The sequence below is a fragment of the Pseudomonas sp. St316 genome, assembly GCF_018325905.1.
Taxonomy (GTDB): domain Bacteria; phylum Pseudomonadota; class Gammaproteobacteria; order Pseudomonadales; family Pseudomonadaceae; genus Aquipseudomonas.
In genome coordinates this window covers 692,670-711,693 of sequence record NZ_AP021901.1, presented here as the reverse complement: position 1 = coordinate 711,693, position 19,024 = coordinate 692,670, and the positions used below count along the sequence as shown (strand labels likewise).

16 protein-coding genes and 1 riboswitch are annotated in these 19,024 nt (G+C 60.9%); of the genes, 5 read left to right on the top strand and 11 right to left on the bottom strand.

The window, feature by feature from the left end; genetic code table 11:
- Positions 1-115: 115 nt before the first annotated feature.
- Positions 116-2,005 carry a phosphomethylpyrimidine synthase ThiC gene (thiC, locus tag KI237_RS03065; protein WP_212798755.1) on the bottom strand — a complete coding sequence of 630 codons (1,890 nt, stop codon included), beginning with the start codon at positions 2,003-2,005 and terminating at the stop codon, positions 116-118.
- A gap of 175 nt (positions 2,006-2,180) precedes the next feature.
- Positions 2,181-2,286: riboswitch (TPP riboswitch) on the bottom strand.
- 158 nt (positions 2,287-2,444) lie between these two features.
- Between thiC and KI237_RS03060 the strand changes: the two genes are divergently transcribed.
- A complete protein-coding gene (locus KI237_RS03060; protein WP_212798754.1) occupies positions 2,445-3,884 on the top strand; it encodes a TolC family outer membrane protein in 1,440 nt (479 codons plus the stop codon).
- Between the two features lie 149 nt (positions 3,885-4,033).
- Here the strand turns inward: KI237_RS03060 and waaA are convergent, their stop codons facing one another.
- Both waaA and KI237_RS03050 read right to left on the bottom strand, forming a co-directional pair.
- Positions 4,034-5,314 (bottom strand): lipid IV(A) 3-deoxy-D-manno-octulosonic acid transferase, encoded by a 1,281-nt coding sequence (gene waaA, locus KI237_RS03055; RefSeq protein ID WP_212798753.1) that lies wholly within the window; start codon positions 5,312-5,314, stop codon positions 4,034-4,036.
- A 22-nt stretch (positions 5,315-5,336) separates the two neighbouring features.
- A complete protein-coding gene (locus KI237_RS03050; protein ID WP_212798752.1) occupies positions 5,337-6,227 on the bottom strand; it encodes a LysR family transcriptional regulator in 891 nt (296 codons plus the stop codon).
- Between the two features lie 103 nt (positions 6,228-6,330).
- Between KI237_RS03050 and KI237_RS03045 the strand changes: the two genes are divergently transcribed.
- The 4 genes from KI237_RS03045 to KI237_RS03030 all read left to right on the top strand — a co-directional run bounded on the left by KI237_RS03045 (position 6,331) and on the right by KI237_RS03030 (position 9,890).
- Entirely contained in the window at positions 6,331-6,663 is a 333-nt protein-coding gene (locus KI237_RS03045) for a DMT family transporter (RefSeq protein WP_003197153.1), read from the top strand.
- 242 nt (positions 6,664-6,905) lie between these two features.
- Complete coding sequence (locus KI237_RS03040) at positions 6,906-8,081, top strand: NAD(P)/FAD-dependent oxidoreductase (RefSeq protein WP_212798751.1); 1,176 nt, start codon at positions 6,906-6,908, stop codon at positions 8,079-8,081.
- Positions 8,078-8,890 (top strand): aldo/keto reductase, encoded by an 813-nt coding sequence (locus KI237_RS03035; RefSeq protein ID WP_212798750.1) that lies wholly within the window; start codon positions 8,078-8,080, stop codon positions 8,888-8,890. The genes KI237_RS03040 and KI237_RS03035 overlap by 4 nt, the downstream gene beginning before the upstream one ends.
- 34 nt (positions 8,891-8,924) lie before the next feature.
- Positions 8,925-9,890 carry a metal ABC transporter ATPase gene (locus KI237_RS03030; RefSeq protein WP_212798749.1) on the top strand — a complete coding sequence of 322 codons (966 nt, stop codon included), beginning with the start codon at positions 8,925-8,927 and terminating at the stop codon, positions 9,888-9,890.
- A 2-nt stretch (positions 9,891-9,892) separates the two neighbouring features.
- On the opposite strand, the gene KI237_RS03025 is transcribed toward KI237_RS03030, so the two are convergent.
- The 8 genes from KI237_RS03025 to msbA all read right to left on the bottom strand — a co-directional run bounded on the left by KI237_RS03025 (position 9,893) and on the right by msbA (position 18,956).
- The gene (locus KI237_RS03025) at positions 9,893-10,699 is read right to left on the bottom strand and encodes a hypothetical protein (RefSeq protein WP_212798748.1); all 807 of its coding nucleotides are present in this window, start codon (positions 10,697-10,699) and stop codon (positions 9,893-9,895) included.
- Positions 10,700-10,771: 72 nt separating this feature from the next.
- Positions 10,772-11,476, bottom strand: coding sequence for a hypothetical protein (locus KI237_RS03020; RefSeq protein WP_212798747.1), 705 nt, complete (start codon positions 11,474-11,476; stop codon positions 10,772-10,774).
- A gap of 5 nt (positions 11,477-11,481) precedes the next feature.
- Positions 11,482-12,456, bottom strand: coding sequence for a glycosyltransferase family protein (locus KI237_RS03015; RefSeq protein ID WP_212798746.1), 975 nt, complete (start codon positions 12,454-12,456; stop codon positions 11,482-11,484).
- A gap of 106 nt (positions 12,457-12,562) precedes the next feature.
- Complete coding sequence (gene hldE / locus KI237_RS03010) at positions 12,563-13,984, bottom strand: bifunctional D-glycero-beta-D-manno-heptose-7-phosphate kinase/D-glycero-beta-D-manno-heptose 1-phosphate adenylyltransferase HldE (protein WP_212798745.1); 1,422 nt, start codon at positions 13,982-13,984, stop codon at positions 12,563-12,565.
- Between the two features lie 88 nt (positions 13,985-14,072).
- Positions 14,073-14,663: an adenylyl-sulfate kinase gene (gene cysC / locus KI237_RS03005; RefSeq protein WP_249410743.1), complete on the bottom strand. Its 591-nt coding sequence runs from the start codon at positions 14,661-14,663 to the stop codon at positions 14,073-14,075.
- A 147-nt stretch (positions 14,664-14,810) separates the two neighbouring features.
- Entirely contained in the window at positions 14,811-16,229 is a 1,419-nt protein-coding gene (locus KI237_RS03000; protein ID WP_212798743.1) for a PIG-L deacetylase family protein, read from the bottom strand.
- A gap of 16 nt (positions 16,230-16,245) precedes the next feature.
- Entirely contained in the window at positions 16,246-17,142 is an 897-nt protein-coding gene (locus KI237_RS02995; RefSeq protein WP_212798742.1) for a GNAT family N-acetyltransferase, read from the bottom strand.
- The gene (gene msbA / locus KI237_RS02990) at positions 17,136-18,956 is read right to left on the bottom strand and encodes a lipid A export permease/ATP-binding protein MsbA (protein ID WP_212798741.1); all 1,821 of its coding nucleotides are present in this window, start codon (positions 18,954-18,956) and stop codon (positions 17,136-17,138) included. Before msbA ends, KI237_RS02995 begins: the two co-directional genes overlap by 7 nt.
- Between the last annotated feature and the right edge of the window lie 68 nt (positions 18,957-19,024).

Sequence of the window (19,024 nt, the reverse complement as noted above, 5' to 3'; positions counted from 1 at the left end):
TCGCTCCCACAGTGGACCTGCTGCGAACACAAAATCTGCGTACACCGACGATCTACTGTGGGAGCGAGCTTGCTCGCGATGACGGCGGTAAAGACACCGCCGCCTTCAGCTCAGGTCAAACCTTCTTGTAAAGCTGACTTCCTTCCTTCTTGAATCGCTCGGCCTGTTCCGCCAATCCCTGGGCGACATCCACATCCACCGCTTCGATGCGTTGGTTGGCCGCGTATTCGCGCACTTCCTGGGTGATTTTCATCGAGCAGAATTTCGGCCCGCACATCGAACAGAAATGCGCCACCTTGGCCGAGTCCTTCGGCAGGGTTTCGTCGTGGTACGAACGGGCGGTGTCCGGGTCCAGGCCGAGGTTGAACTGGTCTTCCCAGCGGAACTCGAAGCGCGCCTTGCTCAAGGCGTTGTCGCGGATCTGCGCGCCCGGGTGGCCCTTGGCAAGGTCGGCTGCGTGCGCGGCGATCTTGTAGGTGATGATCCCGGTCTTCACGTCATCCTTGTTCGGCAAGCCGAGGTGTTCCTTCGGGGTGACGTAGCAGAGCATCGCGCAACCGAACCAGCCGATCATCGCCGCGCCGATGCCGGAGGTGATGTGGTCATAGCCCGGCGCGATGTCGGTGGTCAGTGGGCCGAGGGTGTAGAACGGCGCCTCGTCGCAGCACTCGAGCTGCTTGTCCATGTTTTCCTTGATCAACTGCATCGGCACGTGGCCGGGGCCTTCGATCATGCATTGCACGTCGTGCTTCCAGGCGATCTTGGTCAGCTCGCCGAGGGTTTCCAGCTCACCGAACTGCGCTTCGTCGTTGGCGTCGGCAATCGAGCCCGGACGCAGGCCATCGCCCAGCGAGAAGCTGACGTCGTAGGCCTTCATGATTTCGCAGATGTCTTCGAAGTGGGTGTAGAGGAAGTTCTCTTTGTGGTGCGCCAGGCACCACTTGGCCATGATCGAACCGCCACGGCTGACGATACCGGTGACGCGCTTGGCGGTCATCGGCACATAGCGCAGCAACACGCCGGCATGGATGGTGAAGTAGTCGACGCCCTGCTCGGCCTGTTCGATCAGCGTGTCGCGGAACAGCTCCCAGGTCAGGTCTTCGGCCGCGCCGCCAACTTTTTCCAGGGCCTGGTAGATCGGCACAGTACCGATCGGCACCGGCGAGTTGCGGATGATCCACTCGCGGGTTTCATGGATGTGCTTGCCGGTGGACAGGTCCATGACCGTGTCCGAACCCCAGCGGATGCCCCAGGTCAGCTTCGCCACTTCTTCTTCGATGGACGAACCCAGCGCACTGTTGCCGATGTTGCCGTTGATCTTCACCAGGAAGTTACGGCCGATGATCATCGGTTCCAGTTCGGTGTGGTTGATGTTGGCCGGGATGATTGCGCGACCACGGGCGATTTCGTCACGCACGAATTCCGGGGTAATGACTTTCGGCACGCTGGCGCCGAAGCTGTGGCCAGCGTGTTGCTGGTCCAGCAGGCCAGCGGCGCGGGCGACTTCCAGCTTCATGTTTTCGCGGATGGCGACGTATTCCATCTCGGCGGTGATGATGCCTTGGCGCGCATAGTGCATCTGGCTGACGTTGGCACCCGGCTTGGCGCGACGCGGGTTGTTCACGTGGGCGAAGCGCAGCTTGGTCAGCTCGGGGTCGGCCAGGCGTTCCTGGCCGAAGTTGGAGCTCAGGCCCGCCAGGCGCTCGGTGTCACCACGGGCTTCGATCCACGAAGAGCGCACGTCGGCCAGGCCTTTGCGCACGTCGATGATCACGTTTGGGTCGGTGTAGGGGCCCGAGGTGTCGTACACCACGACCGGCGCGTTGATTTCGCCGCCGAAGTCGGTGGGGGTCACGTCGAGGCTGATTTCGCGCATGGGCACGCGGATATCCGGGCGACTGCCCTGGACATAGATTTTTTGCGAGCGGGTAAAGGGCTGAACCGATTGCTGATCGACTTGGGCCGATTCACTTAGATTGGTCGCGTTTTTTGGTTTTATCGTCATCACGGGCTCTCCAGACACACATCCAGGCAGTGGATTTTTGTCGGAGCGAACCTGTAACGAATGGACGCGTCCCTGCACGGAAGTGCGGACGCTGTGCTTACTGCTCGAGCATGTTCGAAGATCGAAAGTCGATGGTCGAACAACATCCCGGACGAAGCACAAGAGGACTCGCCGGGTGACGAGAAATCTTGTTCCCTACGCAGGCGCTAACCTGATCAGGTTCAACGGGATCCGAAATTATTCGATCTCAGCCTCATAGCAAGGCACCCCGACAAGAACCCGGCCAGTCTAGACACAACCTCGAGAGAACGCCATCACCAGGGCAAAAGGCGTGATGAATGGCGCATATACAGGATTGTTGCCGCGCCATCGCACAACTACACTCGCTACGCGGCGCTTCTAATTGCGCACTCTCATTTTATGAACTAGGGATAGCCTCATGCTGCGCAAACTTTCACTGGCCCTTGCCGTGTCTTGTGCGTCCAACGCAATGGCATGGGCTGCCGAAGCGCCCCTGACCACCAAAACCGATCTGGTGAGCGTGTATCAGGAAGCGGTGGATAACAACGCTGACCTGGCCGCAGCCCGCGCCCAGTACGGCGCCCAGAAGGAAGTGGTGCCCCAGGCGCGCGCCGGGTTACTGCCGAACCTCTCGGCGGGTGCAGACTTGAACAACACCCGTACCGAACTCGACCAGCCAGCGATGAGCGCCACCCGCAGTGCCACGGTTTACCAGGCCACGCTGTCCCAACCGATTTTCCGCGCCGATCGCTGGTTTCAGTTGCAGGCGGCAAAGTCCGTTGACGAACAAGCGTCGCTGCAACTGTCGGCCACCGAACAAAACATGATCCTGCAAAGCGCCGAGAGCTATTTCAATGTGCTGCGCAGCCAAGACAACCTGGCCTCGACCAAGGCTGAGGAGGCGGCGTTCAAGCGTCAGCTCGACCAGTCCAACGAGCGCTTCGACGTGGGCCTGTCGGACAAGACCGATGTGCTGCAATCCCAGGCCAGCTACGACACTGCCCGGGCCAACCGGATCCTCGCCCAGCGCCAGGTCGACGACGCCTTCGAAGCCTTGATCACCCTGACCAACCGTCAATACAACTCGCTGCAGGGCATCGTCCATACCTTGCCAATCCTGCCGCCGGCACCGAACGACGCCAAGGCCTGGGTGGATACGGCGGCCAAGCAGAACCTGAATTTACTGGCCAGCAACTACGCCGTGACCGCCGCCGAGGATACGCTGCGTCAGCGCAAGGCCGGCCACGCGCCCACCCTCGATGCGATAGCCCAGTACAAGAAAGGCGACAACGATGGCCTCGGTTTCACCAACCCGAGCCCGACTGGCCAGCGCTACGGCGGTGATGCCGAGCAACGCACCATCGGCCTGCAACTGAGTATCCCGCTCTACAGCGGCGGACTGACCAGTTCCCAGGTGCGCGAGTCCTACTCGCAACTCACCCAGACCGAACAGCAACGCGAAGGCCTGCGCCGGCAGGTGGTGGAGAACACGCGCAACCTGCACCGCGCGGTGAACACTGATGTGGAACAGGTCCAGGCTCGACGCCAGTCGATCATCTCCAACCAGAGCGCGGTGGAAGCCACGGAGATTGGCTATCAGGTCGGCACCCGCAACATCGTCGATGTGCTCGATGCCCAGCGCCAGCTATATACCTCGGTGCGCAACTACAACAACGCCCGCTACGACTACATCCTCGACAACCTGCGTCTCAAGCAGGCAGCCGGGACCTTGAGTCCGGCGGACCTGCAAGACCTGTCGCGCTACCTCAAGCTCGATTACAACCCGGACCGCGACTTCCTGCCGCCGGACCTGGCCCAGGCGGCGGCGCAGCAGTTGCGTTCGCGGCCGGCTCAGTGAACCATCGTCCTCACTAACGACAGTTCATCTTTTGTGGCGAGGGAGCTTGCTCCCGCTTGGGTGCGAAGCATCCACCAGAAACGGGACCGCTTCGCGGTCCAGCGGGAGCAAGCTCCCTCGCCACAACAGCGTTCGCCAAAGTGCAACGATCACCGCCCAGCGAGCAACCGCCCCAACCCCTCCAGCAACCGCTGCAACGCGCCCTGGTTGCTGCGCATCACCCTCAATCCCGCCTCGGCCATACGCTGGGCATCGCGGGGCAGTTCGAACAGGCGTTGTACCGCCAGGGCCAGGCTTTGGGCATCCTCGACTTCCGCCAGCGCACCGGCAACGCGCAGTTGCGCGGCGATTTCGAGGAAGTTGAACAGGTGCGGTCCGCTGAGCACCGGTTTCGCCAGCGCCGCCGGCTCGAGCAGGTTGTGTCCACCGTTGGGCACCAGGCTGCCACCGACAAACGCGCTGTCGGCCAACGCGTAGAGAAACAGCAGCTCACCCATGGTGTCACCGAGCAACACCGAAGCCTGCGCGGTCACGGGCTGCCCGCTGGAGCGACGCACCGTGACCAACCCTTCGCTTTCACACAGTTGATGCACTGAGTCGAAGCGCTCGGGATGACGCGGCACCAGGATCAACAACGCATCGGGATAGCTGTCAAGCAGCCGACGGTGGGCGGCCAACACCACTTCGTCCTCGCCCTCGTGGGTGCTGGCGGCGATCCATACCGCGCGTTCGGTTGCCTGCCACTGGCGGCGCAAGGCACTGGCGTCTTCGAGCAGTTGCGGGTCGATGGTCAGGTCGAACTTGATGGAACCGGTGACGTCGACGGTTTCCGCCCTGGCGCCCAGCTGGCGAAAACGCTCGGCTTCGGCTTCGGTTTGTACGGCGAACAGGCTCATCTCGGCGAGCATCGGTCTGGTCAACTTGGGGAATCGCGCGTAACCCCGCGCCGAACGCTCCGACAACCGCGCGTTGGCCAGGGCCACGGGAATGCCGCGCTTGGCACACTGATGGATGTGATTGGGCCACAGCTCGGTTTCCATGATCACCGCCAAGGACGGTCGGACCCGGTCGAGAAAACGCTTGGCAGCGCAAGGCAAGTCGTAAGGCAAATAGCAATGCTGGATGCGCGGCTCGTCGGCGAACAACGCCTGGATCCGCTCCGAACCGGTGGGCGTCATGCACGTGACGGTGATCGGCAGCTGTGGATAACGTTGCAGCAAGGCGCGGATCATGGGCGCGGCGGCGATGCTCTCGCCCACCGACACCGCGTGGACCCAGATGCCCCCCGGCACCATGACCGGCAGCCCCCAGGAGAACCGCTCGCCAATGCGCCGGGCATAAGCCGGCGCCTTGCGGGCCCGCAACCACAGCCGAATCGCTACCAGTGGCAGCCCCAGGTAAAACAACGCGCTATAGAGAGTTCTGTTCATGGCGGCGGAGTTTATCGGGTTTTCAGCCAATCGCCTGCAACTGCACGGCAAAACGTTCCGCCAGCCAACGCGCGGCCGGGCCCAGGGGTTCATCGCGGCGCCAGACCAGTTCCACCACCAGGGCCGGCGGGGTCCATTCGCTGTTGAGCTCGACCATGTCGCCCAGATACGCCGGATATTGCACCACGTGCCGTGGCAGCCAGGCCCAGCCCAGGCCACTCCTCAACCATTCGGCCAACACGTAAAAACTGTCGGCCCGCCAAACCTGCGGGCTGGCCTGCTCGCTGCCGGGGTAGACGCTGGACTGGGTCGCCATCAACAACTGGCGGTGTCGAGCCATCTCCCGGCAGGTCACATAATCGTGGCTCGCCAGTGGGTGGCCCCGGCCACACACCGTGACCATCTCGACGCTGCCCAACACCCGGCGCTCCAGCGCCTCGGGGATCTGGTCGTGATAGAACAGCAAGCCGAGGTCGGCGCGGCGCTCCACCAGTTTGCGCGCCACATCGCCTTGGGCGGCGCTGGCCAGTTGCACTTCGAGGGTGGGGAATTGCTCGGCCAGGGCCGCCAGGCTGTCGATGACCGGCTGATAGGGCATGGCCTCGTCCTGGGCCAGGCGCAGCGACGCTTCCTGTCCGCGCATCAGGGCCAGGGCCCGGCCATTGAGGCGCTCGCACTGGCGCAGCACTTCCCTGGCCTCTTCAAGCAAGGCTTCGCCAGCGTCGGTGAGCCTGGGCTGACGGCCGCTGCTGCGCTCGAACAAGCTCACGCCCAAATCCGTCTCCAGCAACGCAATCGCACTGCTGATGGCTGATTGGGCCTTGCGCTGATCCCGGGCCACGGCCGAAAACGAGCGCTTCTCGGCGACCCCGACAAACAACCGCAATTGCTCCAGGTTCCACTGAACGTTCATGGCTCAACCTATCTTGATTGCAGATAGGTAATGACTTTACCGCATCTGACCTATCTCTAGAATGGCCCCATCGAAAGACGCAACCGTCGAAGAGGAACCGCCTATGAACGCCTACTACTACCTGGCCATCGCCATCTGCGCTGAAGTGATCGCCACCGTTTCGATGAAAGCGATCAAGGGCCTGAGCACGCCCCTGCCCTTGCTGCTGGTCATCGTCGGCTACGGCACCGCGTTCTGGATGCTGACGCTGGTGGTGCGCACCGTACCGGTGGGCGTGGCCTATGCGGTCTGGGCTGGGCTTGGGATCGTCATGGTCAGTGTCGCGGCGTTGTTCATCTACGGGCAGAAACTGGACGTGCCGGCGATGCTGGGGATGGCGTTGATTGTGTTGGGGGTGGTGGTGATTCAACTGTTCTCCAAGACTGCAGGACACTGAAAACCCACTGTCATCCGAACTGAAATACATTTTCATTGAGCTGGAATGCGCTTGTGGCGAGGGAGCTTGCTCCCGCTGGGTTGCGCAGCAGCCCCATTTTTTATGGGCGCTTCGCACCCAATCGGGAGCAAGCTCCCTCGCCACGAAAGCTTTTCTCGCAAGCTGTCGACGTTGATCGCCAACAAATTCCCCGCGCATCGAGTCTGTATACTGCGCCCTCGTCTTGAACACTGAGGTCGCTCATGCCATCCGTTATTTCCACCGACATTCTGATTGTCGGCGCAGGCGTCGCCGGCCTCTGGCTCAATGCACGCCTGCGTCGCCAGGGTTTTTCGACCGTGCTGGTGGAAAGCGCCAGCCTCGGCGGCGGGCAGAGTGTCAAATCCCAAGGCATCATCCATGGCGGCGCCAAGTACGCCTTGCATGGTGCCCTGACCGGTGCCTCGGAAGCCATCGCCGACATGCCGCGTCGCTGGCGCGAAGCCCTGAAAGGTGAAGGTGAGCTGGACCTGTCCGGCGTGCGCATGCTGTCCGACGCCCATTACCTCTGGTCCCCCGGCACCCTGGCCGGCAACCTCACCAGTTTCTTTGCCAGCAAGGCCGTACGCGGGCGGGTCGATCAGGTCAAGGGCGACCAACTGCCGCCGGCCCTGCAAGACAAACGCTTCAAGGGCAAGGTCTATCGCCTGGCCGAGCTGGTGGTGGACGTGCCGAGCGTGATCGCGCGCCTGGCGGAACTGGCCGGCGACAGCTTGCTCGCCGGGCAACACATCGAACCGCTGCGCGAAGGCGGCGAGCTGATCGGACTTAAGGTCGATGGCCGCGAGATTCGCGCGCAACGCATTGTCCTCAGCGCCGGAGGCGGCACCGCCGACCTGCTCAACGCCTTGGGCCTGGACCAGCCAGCCATGCAGCGCCGACCGCTGCACATGGTCCTGGTCAAGGGCCCCAGTCTCAAGCCGCTCTACGCCCATTGCCTGGGCGGCGGACCGAAGCCGCGCGTCACCGTGACCACTCATCCGGCGGCCGATGGCCAATGGGTCTGGTACGTGGGTGGCGATCTGGCCGAAGGCGATGGCGTGACCCGCGAGCCTGCCGCGCAGATCGCCGCCGCCCAGAAAGAACTCGGCCAATTGTTGCCTTGGATTGACCTGAGCACCGCACAATGGGCCACGCTGCGGGTTGACCGCGCCGAACCGTTGCAGTCGGGCCTGACCCGTCCGGACAACGCCTTCCTCGCCGAGCAGGATCGCCTGCTGGTGGGCTGGCCGACCAAACTGGCCCTGGCTCCGGACTTTGCCGATCGGGTGTGCAATGCACTGCAACGCGATGGTATCCAGCCCACTCACCCGACCCCCTTGCCGCAGCTGCCAAAGCCGCCGATGGGCGTCCCTGCCTGGGAGCAACTGCTGCCATGAGCCAACCGACCCTGCATGACCTCTATCGCCCCCTGGGCCATGACGGCCCGCGGGTCTCCCCCTTGGGCCTGGGCACCGTCAAGCTCGGTCGCGACCAGGGCGTCAAATACCCCAACGGCTTTCAAATTCCCGATGACGACGAAGCGCGCATGTTGCTCAAACTGGCGCGCGAGCTGGGTATCAACCTGATCGACACCGCGCCGGCCTATGGCCGCAGCGAAGAGCGCCTCGGCCCGCTGTTGCGCGGCCAGCGCCAGGACTGGGTGATTGTCAGCAAGGTCGGCGAAGAATTCAGCGACGGCCAGTCGCGCCATGACTTCAGTGCCGCCCATACTCGATTCTCGGTGGAGCGCAGCCTCCAGCGCCTGGAAACCGACTACATCGATCTGGTCCTGGTGCATTCCGACGGCAACGACCTGGCGATCCTCAACGACAGCGAGGTCTACCCGACCCTGGCGGCGCTCAAGCGCGAGGGCAAGATCGGCGGCTTCGGTTTTTCCGGCAAGACCGTCGACGGTGGCTTGAAGGCCTTGGAGCAAGGCGATTGCGCGATGGTCACCTACAATCTGAACGAACGAAACGAAAAGACGGTCATTGACTACGCCAGCAAACACGGCAAAGCGATCCTGGTGAAGAAAGCCCTGGCCAGCGGGCACGTTTGCCTGAGCCCCGGGGTAGACCCGGTTCGCGCCAGTTTCGAACTGTTGTTTGAGCATCCTGGGGTCGCCAGTGCTATTGTCGGCACCATCAATCCGCTGCACCTCGCCCATAACGTCGCGACCGTAGCCAAGGTCCTGCGTAAACACTGACGCCGCCCTACGCGGCCTTAAGGAAGGAGCCGACATGCCGCGTACGCTCATCAGGAAAAACCCGAGCAACTTCAAGACCCTGCCCCTGTTCGTCGAAGCGACACCCGAAGGCCTGACGTACCAGAGCGTCGGGATGCCGCTCAATTTCGCCCAGACCTTGCAGCGCCGCCGCCCGGTAGCGGTGGCCGATACCGAGCGCTTTTCCCTGGAGCTGGCGAACCTGGGCGTCTCGGTGCGCCTGACCCTGCATTGGCAGAACCGCGATTATTGGGTACTGGTGCGCCAACGTCGGCAGGATCGCGGCGATGTGGTACTCAAGCTGATTTCCGGCTACGTGCCGGCCCACGAACTGAACCTGCCGCTGCTCACCGCCATCAGCGAAATTGCCGAGGAATGCCTGCTGGAAACCCCAGAAGGCTGGCTCGGCGGACGTTTCAACGACACCTGGCTACCGGCCCCCTATGCCAGCGCCCTGCACTATCGCGAAGCCCTGCCGTTTCGCCTGACGCCGCTGTCGGGCTCGGCCCGTCCGGTGCGCAGCGCCAACCTGCAACTGATCGAGCGGCCAAGGGCCTACGTGCACCTGCCCACGGCATCGCTGCAACTGATCTATGACTTGCGTCTGGATGTGCCCAAGGAAGCCAAGTCCCTGAGCCTGTTTCACGTCGATGAGCGCCTGGAAGGCGACCAGTTGGTGGCGCGCCTGGATCGCAAGCGACCCGACCTGTACCTGATGCCGCTTGAAGACGGCAAGCCGATCGGAGAGCTCTATACGCTTAAACGTGATCAGTTGGTCGCGGCCAGCACCCGAGGCCTGCATCTGGCTGAAAGCTTCGCCAGCCAAGAGGGCTGGGTGGTTCGCGACGAACGCATCCGTTGGAAGGATTGGCTGGTGAAACAAGGCCTGGTCGTGCACACGCCTCGTCGCCAAGGCTTGACCAGCTTGCACAAGAAAGCCATGGGCCTGATGCGCATGGTTCGCGGGACGCTACACAAATAGCGTCAGCTGGAACGCCGTTTATCCAGGTAGGTTCGCCACCGTGCAAACAGATGGAAATAACGATTTTCACGCTTGCCCATGCCACGCTTGGGCGAGAACGATTCTTCGGCGAAGCTGCCATCGATGCGTACCCGTGACGCGGTGGTTGGCAGGGTGCACACCTTTACCCGGGCTTGTTGCAACGCGTATTTGAGCAGACGCTCGGAATGCAGTTGCCGGCCCGTCGCCTCGCAAAAATCGAATATGCGCTCGATGCGCTTGCCATAGGCTCGGTAGGCATCACGCCCGCAAATAGCGAAACGGTCGTTCAAGCCCCCCCACCATTGCCAGTCTGGAATGTAGGCATTGAATCTGCGTGCATCAGCGTGAGCGAACACATACGCCGGAAGCGCGCTGTGGTAGAAATTGTCAGGCCGCACAAACACGACGAAATCCGGATCAAACGGTTCCATCATGGCCGTCACGGCATTCAGGGAGTTGAGCTGGTAGATCAGGTTTCTGAGCGAAGCATGCCCATCTGCCCACGTATCGCCCAAGGACTTGACCCGCTCGAAGTCCCAACGCTCCAGGACGCCTTCGGTAGAGTCGAGGCGACCGGTCATGGTGGTGAACGGTGCATAGTTGTCCGCTTTCAGTTCACCTTGCTCCCCGGAGCGCGGGTTGCGGACTTCGTCGATTTTGTACAGGTGATAAAAACACTGCACTTCACTCCCGGCAGGAATGTGCGCCAGGACGTTTTCTCGAATAGAGGGAAAGCAGATTTCCGAGTTTCTCGGAATACCAAAAAATGCCAGCGCAACTTTCAACACGCGTCCTGCCCTTGTCGTAAAAAAGAATTGCCCGGTGGCATCGTATCAGGCGACTCAACGCGCCAATGCGACTCAACGGCGACGAAACCACCTTTGCCACCAACGGCAGCGTTGCAACGGCACAACACTCACATCAGCCTGGAGCAGCCACTGGCGCTCATAATCCCAAGCGTGCCCGCTCCAGAACTTTCCGGCCTCGTTGGAAAAACCCAGCGTCATGATCTGGTAGTTATAACCTGCATGGCCACGCAACCAATCGAACAGCACCAGCACATTGAAACCCGTCGACGGACCGACATAGCGCTTGCCTCCCTCCCGGTTGACCGGGTAGTTCCACAAAGGTGGTAATGGAATGCGCTCCCAATACAAGGCCACGCCTGGCAGTGGCGACATATTCCCGGTGCATCCCACCAACATCGTGAAACAACGTGCGTCGGGCAAGCCGAACAATCGCTGCACCTCGGCGTTGTAGGGCAGGCCGAAGAAATAGGCGTCGGGGGCATTAAAGCCATGGACGAACACATTGACGCTGCGCGGACTGAGCAGTGCCGACTTCACGCAGGTGTTGAAGGTCACGACCACATCGTCACTGCCGATTTCAAGTGCCTGGAAGTCGGCCGCGGTGATCGCTGGGTTATTCGCCACCAGCACCACCCGTGACGCCCTTTCCAAACAATCCTTCAACGCCTGTGGCAAGGCCTCCGTCAACGATTGATGGCCCCCCGGCAATTTGTCGAACGCCATTTCATCGCTGATTTGCGGTACACGATCCGTCATGTCGGTTACCCCGGCACCTTCATTCCATAGCGCAGCTTGACCCATCCGCGAGTGAGCGCCGAAGGGGCTTGCCAGGGACGCATTTCCCGCTGGATTTCCTCGGCCAAGACGCGCCCGACGCGCGCAAACGAATAGCGGCTCTCGGCGAAGGCCTGGCCATTGCGGGCGATCCGCGCGGCCAGTTCCGGGTCACGCTGCAGCAGCTCGAGCTTCTGCACGGCCTCGTCCTCGGAGCGATAGAAAACGGTGTTTTCCATGTCCTCGAAACCCAGCAATCGATCTTCCTCGCCCTGGCTCCACGCCAATAACACGCAACCGCAGGCCATGGCCTCGAAGTTCTTGATCATGAACTCGCCCATCCCCAGATCGGCGCTGACAAAGATCTTGATGCGATTGAGCGTTTCCAGATACTCGCGACCCGATTCGGTGCGTGTCACGAGCATGCCGGTGCGTTGTACCAGGGATTCAAGCAGCGCTTTGCGTTGAGCATATTCAGTGCTCTTGAGACTGCCGAGAAAACCAACGGGAATATCGCGGACGCCGTCGGTATTGTGCAGCATCTGTTCGTCATAACCTTTGGAGACGAACACCGCATCGATGTTCTCGGCTTGCATTCGGCGAGCCACCACAGCCCCTGATACCAAGGCGCGGCAACTGGGCAAGCGGCGGTAAAGACGCGAGTAGACACCCTGATATTTACTTTCGCGCATGTAGTTCTGATAAGCGTCGTGCTCAAGGAAGATCAGCCCCGGAATACACTTCAATACGCTCAATTGTGAGGCCAGGCGCTTGACCCGCGAAAAAATCACCACCCGATCGAAATCTTCGTAATTGACCGAAGCCAGGAACTTGCCAAGTTTCATTTGCTGCGGCTTACTCAAGCGATAGATTGTGCAGTCGTCGCAATTCTCTCGCACGACTTCATACAGTCGATCGAGGATCACACGCTGTTCATCCATAACCAGAAGCATGACTTTCATAAGTTAATTAACCACGAAACGAAACAAGCTGGGCCCATGATCAAGCTCAGGCCGCAAAGGCAGCGCTTGTCATACAAGGCCTTCCCCGGAATACAAAATGATCCCTTCAACGGCTGCGAATCTTCTCGACAATAGCCGTCGTCGAACTATTTTCCACCAGCCCCAACACCTTCACTGTACCGCCGTAGGCCGTGACGATGTCCGCACCCACGACCTGATCAATCCCGTAGTCACCGCCCTTGACCAGCACATCCGGCTTGACCTGGCGCAGCAGGTTTTCTGGCGTGCCTTCGCTGAAGCTGATCACCCAGTCCACCGCACCCAGGCCGGCGAGAACCGCCATGCGCCGGTCGACGCTGTTGATCGGACGACCAGGCCCTTTGAGACGGCTCACGGAGGCATCGTCGTTGACCGCGACGATCAAGCGATCGCCTTGGGCCCTGGCCTGCTCGAGGTAGGTCACGTGGCCGGCGTGCAGGATGTCGAAGCATCCATTGGTGAAGACGATTCGTTCGTTGTGGGCACGGGCATCGTCAACGGCCAGCAGCAATTGCTCCAGGCCCAGCACGCCCCGCTCGGAGCCTTCCTCGCGCTGGATGGCACGACGCAGCTCGGGGGCGCTGATAGCCGCGGTACCGAGCTTGCCGACGACAATGCCTGCCGCCAGGTTCGCCAGGGCCACCGCATGGGGCAGTTCCTCGCCGGCGGCGATCGCCGCGGCCAGGGTGGAAATCACGGTGTCGCCAGCACCCGTCACGTCGAACACTTCACGGGCACGGGCCGGCAGGTGCAACGCCGGATGATCGGGGCGCAGCAGGGTCATGCCGTGCTCGCCACGGGTCACCAGCAAGGCACCGAGGTCGAGGTCTTGCATCAATTGCGCGCCTTTGCTCACCAGTTCGTGCTCATCGACACAACCGCCGACGATGGTTTCGAACTCGCTGAGGTTCGGCGTGATCAGGCTGGCCCCACGGTAGATGGAAAAATCCTTGCCCTTGGGATCGGCCAGGACCGGAATCCCACGGGCACGCGCAGCCTGGATCAGCACCTGGTGGTTTTTCAACGCGCCTTTGCCGTAGTCCGACAACACCAGGACCTTGATGCCTTCGAGCAGGTTGTCGACCTCGGCACCGAGGGCCAGTGGATCGGTGGCGAACGGTTCTTCGAAGTCGATGCGCAGCAGTTGCTGGTGACGGCTCATGACCCGCAGCTTGACGATGGTCGGCTGATGCGCGATGCGCTGGAATATCGCCCGCACGCCCGCGCCCTTGAGGCTATTGGTCAGGCTGTCGGCAGCCTCGTCGTCGCCGGTCACGCCCACCAGCGAAGCCGGAGCGCCGAGGGCAGCGATGTTCAGGGCAACGTTGGCGGCACCACCGGGGCGATCCTCGATGTGTTCGACCTTGACCACCGGTACCGGCGCCTCAGGGGAAATCCGTGAGGTACCGCCATGCCAATAGCGGTCGAGCATGACATCGCCGACCACCAATACAGGGGCTTGATCGAATCGCGGCATGGACAACTTCATGGAGCATCCCACATACAAAATGAACAGGGCGGGGATATTAGCACAGGCTTGGTAAAGGCTTGTCCCTGACAATAAACGGGTGCATCGCTCAGTTTTTCAACAACTCAATGAGCCGGGTGCAAGCGGTCGCCAGCTCCACCTCGCAAGTGTTTATCTCGCACTCCGGTGACTGCGGCGCCTCGTACGGGCTGTCGAGCCCGGTGAAATCCTTGAGCCGCCCCGCGAGCGCCTCCCGATAAAGCCCCTTCGGGTCACGTTGGGCACAGACTTCAAAAGGCGTGCTCACATAAACTTCAAGAAAAGTATCGGGCTCAAATAATTGCCGCGCAGCCTCCCGGTCAACTCGAAATGGGGAAATGACAGCGACAATCACGATCAGGCCCGCGTCGACCATCAACCTCGCCACTTCGGCAACACGCCGGACATTCTCTTTGCGTGCCTCGGGCCCCATGCCCAAATCGCGACACAACCCCTGGCGCAGCTTGTCACCGTCGAGCAGACTCGTATGGAAACCCTGTTCGTGTAATCGCACCTCAAGCGCATTGGCCAACGTCGACTTACCCGCCCCGGATAGCCCAGTCAGCCAGAAGCACTGCGGTCGCTGTGACTTGATCGTCGCCCGGGCCCGCGGCGCGACAATCTGCGCATGGGATAGAACGCACGACTGCTGCGATAACATCTTTGACGCACTGTCCATGCTCAACATCTCCCTGAGGTCGAATCGCCGTAATGGCTTACCCGTTCGCGCACAGCCGCTTCACGCGTGCCGACCGGCTCACCGGGTAGACCACAGAATAGGACATTTCACCGATCGCCGACAAAGAGGTCAATGGCCATCCGGCCGCGCGGCATCCAGCGAACGCACCCAAAAAAGCTCATGCCGACGTACTGCCTTGCGGAAAAATTCATCTTCCCCCGTGCGAGGCCAGCAACGCCCGGCCAACAATCGCTGGATCACTCGGCGCAGCCGCCTCTTGAATGGCGGACGGCCTTGCAGATCGTGCTGCATGCCCAGGGCCATGGCCTTGTCCATCCGAGTGGCTTCATCCAGTAAAGGGCTCCATAACCCATCGGCCGGTAACGGCTCGATGGCGGGTGGCAGGGCAGTGCCATAACCCGCGGGCCCCATGGGCCAACGATCGTTGTCATGCAGATGATTCGCATAGAGCAGCAATGTACGCGGACGCCAGCTACTGAGCTCAATCGCCTCCATCAACGCACGAGTACTAGCGACGTGATCGCTGTGGGGGTCCAGTTCAGGATGGGGCGTCAGCACGACTTCGGGCTGATGATGCTCAAGCAGACGCGTCAAGTCAGCGACCAGGTTACGCCAAGTAGGCTCGCCATCAATGTCACCCGGCAAGCTCAAGGAATTGAAACGACGCACGCTACGGATGTCCTTTTCGCCAGACTCCAGGGAGCCGAAGCTTTGCTCGGGCTGCCCTGCCATTGCATGCAGTTGCAGGCAGTAATAACCCAACTGCGTACATTGCCGTTGCGGCACGCCGCCCCACAGGGGGACCGCCAGACTGTCCCAACTGCGTAAACGGCCCTTGAGCCGGGCGGCCTGAGAGGAATCCAGCCCCATGGCACGATAGTTCTCGGCCTCTATTTCCCCCTGGGTCAGTGTGACGATAGCCACCTCGGACGCTCGACTGTAAACACCGAAAGCTGCGAGTTCGGCATCGTCTGCATGAGGCGCGATGATAAGCAACGGTTGCCGCCCGAAATCCGGATTGCTCAGAACGTGCAAAGTCGCCTGCGACGCCAGGCTGCAAAAGCGCCCTCGTACCTTCAGGACTCCTTCGGACAATGTCGAGCCCTGCCCGGACAGATTGAGAAAACGCTCGCCCGCGACCCCGCGCTCCAGATCCTGCCGGTCTTCGCCGATCCACACCTGCGGATCAAGAAAACGCCCCAACCAGTGGCTCTTGACCCGAACTTGCAAGATCAGGGTCTGCCCCATCACGAACTCACCCGACACCGTCAGGAAACCATCGGTCAGCGTCACAGGAATTTGCGGCGTGCCCGCCGGAAAGTCATAGCGATAATCGTCGCCTGGCGCATAGAACAGATGATCGGAAAACCAGGCCTCATGGGCGACCCAGCCCATCATCAGAAACAGTGGCAATGGCCACCACGCGACAAAAATACCGAACAGCAACGCTGTCGACAATGCACCGAGCAGTACCATCCGCTTGCGCTGTCGGTGGCGTTTAAGCAACTGCTGCTTGCGTCCACTCATGACTGCCTGACCTCGCTCACACCTGATAAACCGGAGCCCGATGACACCAGCGATCCTTGTATTCACGATCGGCGCGGCCGAAGGAGTAACGCAGGGACTTGCCCAACGCTCGCGCCTCTTCCCATGCGGCGTGGGTATTGACGAAGCTGAGCACGCTACCGGGACTGAATTCGCGGTTTTGCGGGTCCACGCCCCCATTGATGTATTCCAGGCTAACCCACTTGGGCGCCTCGACCCGATACAGAATCTGCACGGCTACCGGCTCGTCACCCAGATAAATCAGCGAACCGGTCATGAATTCGCGCAACAGGCTGAAGACTTCCGTCAGGTGGGCCTTGCCCGGCACCTCGAAATTCCAGCGGCGCTTGAACAGGTCGGCATAGATGGTCGCCTGCTCACTGGCGCTCAGCTCCAGCATCGGCCGGATACTTCCGCCCGCCTCTTCCAGCAGACGCTGTTCACGGCGTTGGTTGTAGCGAAATTTCTTGCTGTAATCCTCAGGTTCACGAGCCAGCGCCAGCCCCTCGGGCTGGGCCTTGAGGGTGGTGATATTCGCGGCATTGTGTTCGGAGACATAGCGCATGCGCTGGCGCACAGGGACTTGAGCGCCCTCGGCGATGGGAAGTATGACCTCCGCATTGCCCAGGTCGAACACGCCACGCTTGCCCTCGCGCTTGAGCACGTCCTTGGACAAGGCCAAATGCCTACCCCAGCAGGGGATCGCTGCAACCAGTTGGTTATCGCGCTCCCAGCCCAGGTAGCGGACCGGCAGCCCGGCAAGCCCGGCGAGGCGCTCGACCACGTCGGGGTGTGTTACCACGCTGCCGCCGAAACGATGCCAAGCCTGGGCGTATGCCGTGGAGTCGATGGGTGTCCAGCCCCGCTCACGCCAGCAGCGCAGCATCCTCAGCATATTCCGACCGTGTGTGCGCCAGCTTCGTCATCGCTCTCTTTGAAGTTCCGGGCGTGCAAGCGCGAATAGAAGCCGTTCATCGCTAGCAATTGCGGATGGGTACCACGCTCAACGATCTTGCCTTGGTCCATGACCAGAATCAGATCGGCCTTTTCAATGGTCGTCAGGCGGTGCGCAATCACCAGTGTAGTTCGGTTGTTCATGGCGTTGTCGAGGGAAGCCTGGATATGGCGCTCCGACTCGGTGTCCAGCGCAGAGGTGGCTTCGTCGAGAATAAGTATCGGAACATCCTTGAGCAGCGCCCGCGCAATCGCAAGGCGCTGCCGCTGGCCGCCCGAGAGCAGCACGCCATTCTCGCCGACCAGGGTTTCGTAGCCCTGGGGCATCGTCACGATAAACTCATCGGCATAGGCCTCTTTTGCGGCCACTTGAATATCGGCCAGTGGCGCACCCGCTAGATCACCGTAGGCGATGTTGTTCGCCACCGTGTCGTTGAACAGCGTGACCTGCTGGTTCACCAGGGCAATCTGACGCCGCAGGCTACGCAAGGTCAATTCCTGGATCGGCACGTCGTCAAGCAGGATCTGCCCCTGCTCATGCTGATAAAAACGCGGCACCAGATTGGCCAGGGTCGACTTGCCGCTACCGGAACGCCCCACCAACGCGACCATCTGCCCGGCCTCGACAACAAAGCTGATGTCATTGAGCACCAGTTTGTCGGAGCCTGGGTATTTGAAACTCAGGTTGCTGACTTCCAACCGGCCGTTGACACGATCCAGGGAAAGGGTGCCCTGATCGACTTCTGGGGTTTCATCCAGCTGTTCGAAGATACTTTCGGCGCCGGCCACACCCTTCTGGATGGTGGAACTGACTTCCGACAACTGGCGGATCGGCTTGGGTAAAAGTCCGGCCATGGTGATGTAGGCGACCAGGTCGCCGGCCGAGGCATCACCGCGAAGGAAAAGCACCAGGAACATGACGACGGCCATGCCCACGTAGGTCACCAGTTGTAACATCGGGGTATATACCGCGCCGGTCTTGGTCATTTTCAACTGTTTGGCGGTGTTGCTCTGGCTGGCGCGTTCGAAGCGGTTCTTCTCGTACTCTTCGCCGCCGAAACTGCGCACGACGCGAAACCCCTGGACAGTCTCGGACACGACGTGAGTGATGTCCCCCATGGCCACCTGGATCTTCTTGCTCTGCTTGCGGAATTTCTTGCTGGTGCTGTTCACCATGATTCCAATCAAGGGCAGGATCGCCAGCATCACCAGCGTCAGCCGCCAGTTCATCCACAGCAGCGAAACGAACAGGAACACTACGGTCAGCCCCTCGCGGATGACGACTTTGATCGCATCGGTAGCCGCGCCAGTGACCATGGTGACGTTGAAAGTGATGCGGGAAATCAGATGTCCGGAGTTATGACTATCGAAGTAACGGTTGGGCAACTCCAGCAGCTTGTTGAACAGCGCCACACGCAGGTCGTGGACCAGTCCAAGGGAAACCCTGGCGAGAAAGAAGTTGCCCAGATAGGACCCAACGCCCTGCCATAACGCAATGATCACAATCATCATCGGCACGGCTTGGAGCAGTTGCAGGTCCTTGAGGTACGGATTGTTCGGGAAAAGGCTCGCCTCCGGATTGGCCAGCCCGTCGACAAAATATTTGAGAATGTAGGCCAGCACCGGCTGGGTCGAGGCGAAGATCAAGAAGCCCAGGATACTCAACAAAAACAACCCCGCGTAGGGGCGCACGTAGGTCAGCAGGCGCAGATATATCTTCAGCGTAGACTGAGCGGGAACGTCAGGACTGCTCATGGGAATCCATACTTTAAAAAAGAAGCAATGCTATCACACCCCACCGCCCCTTTTATGAGGGCAGCGAC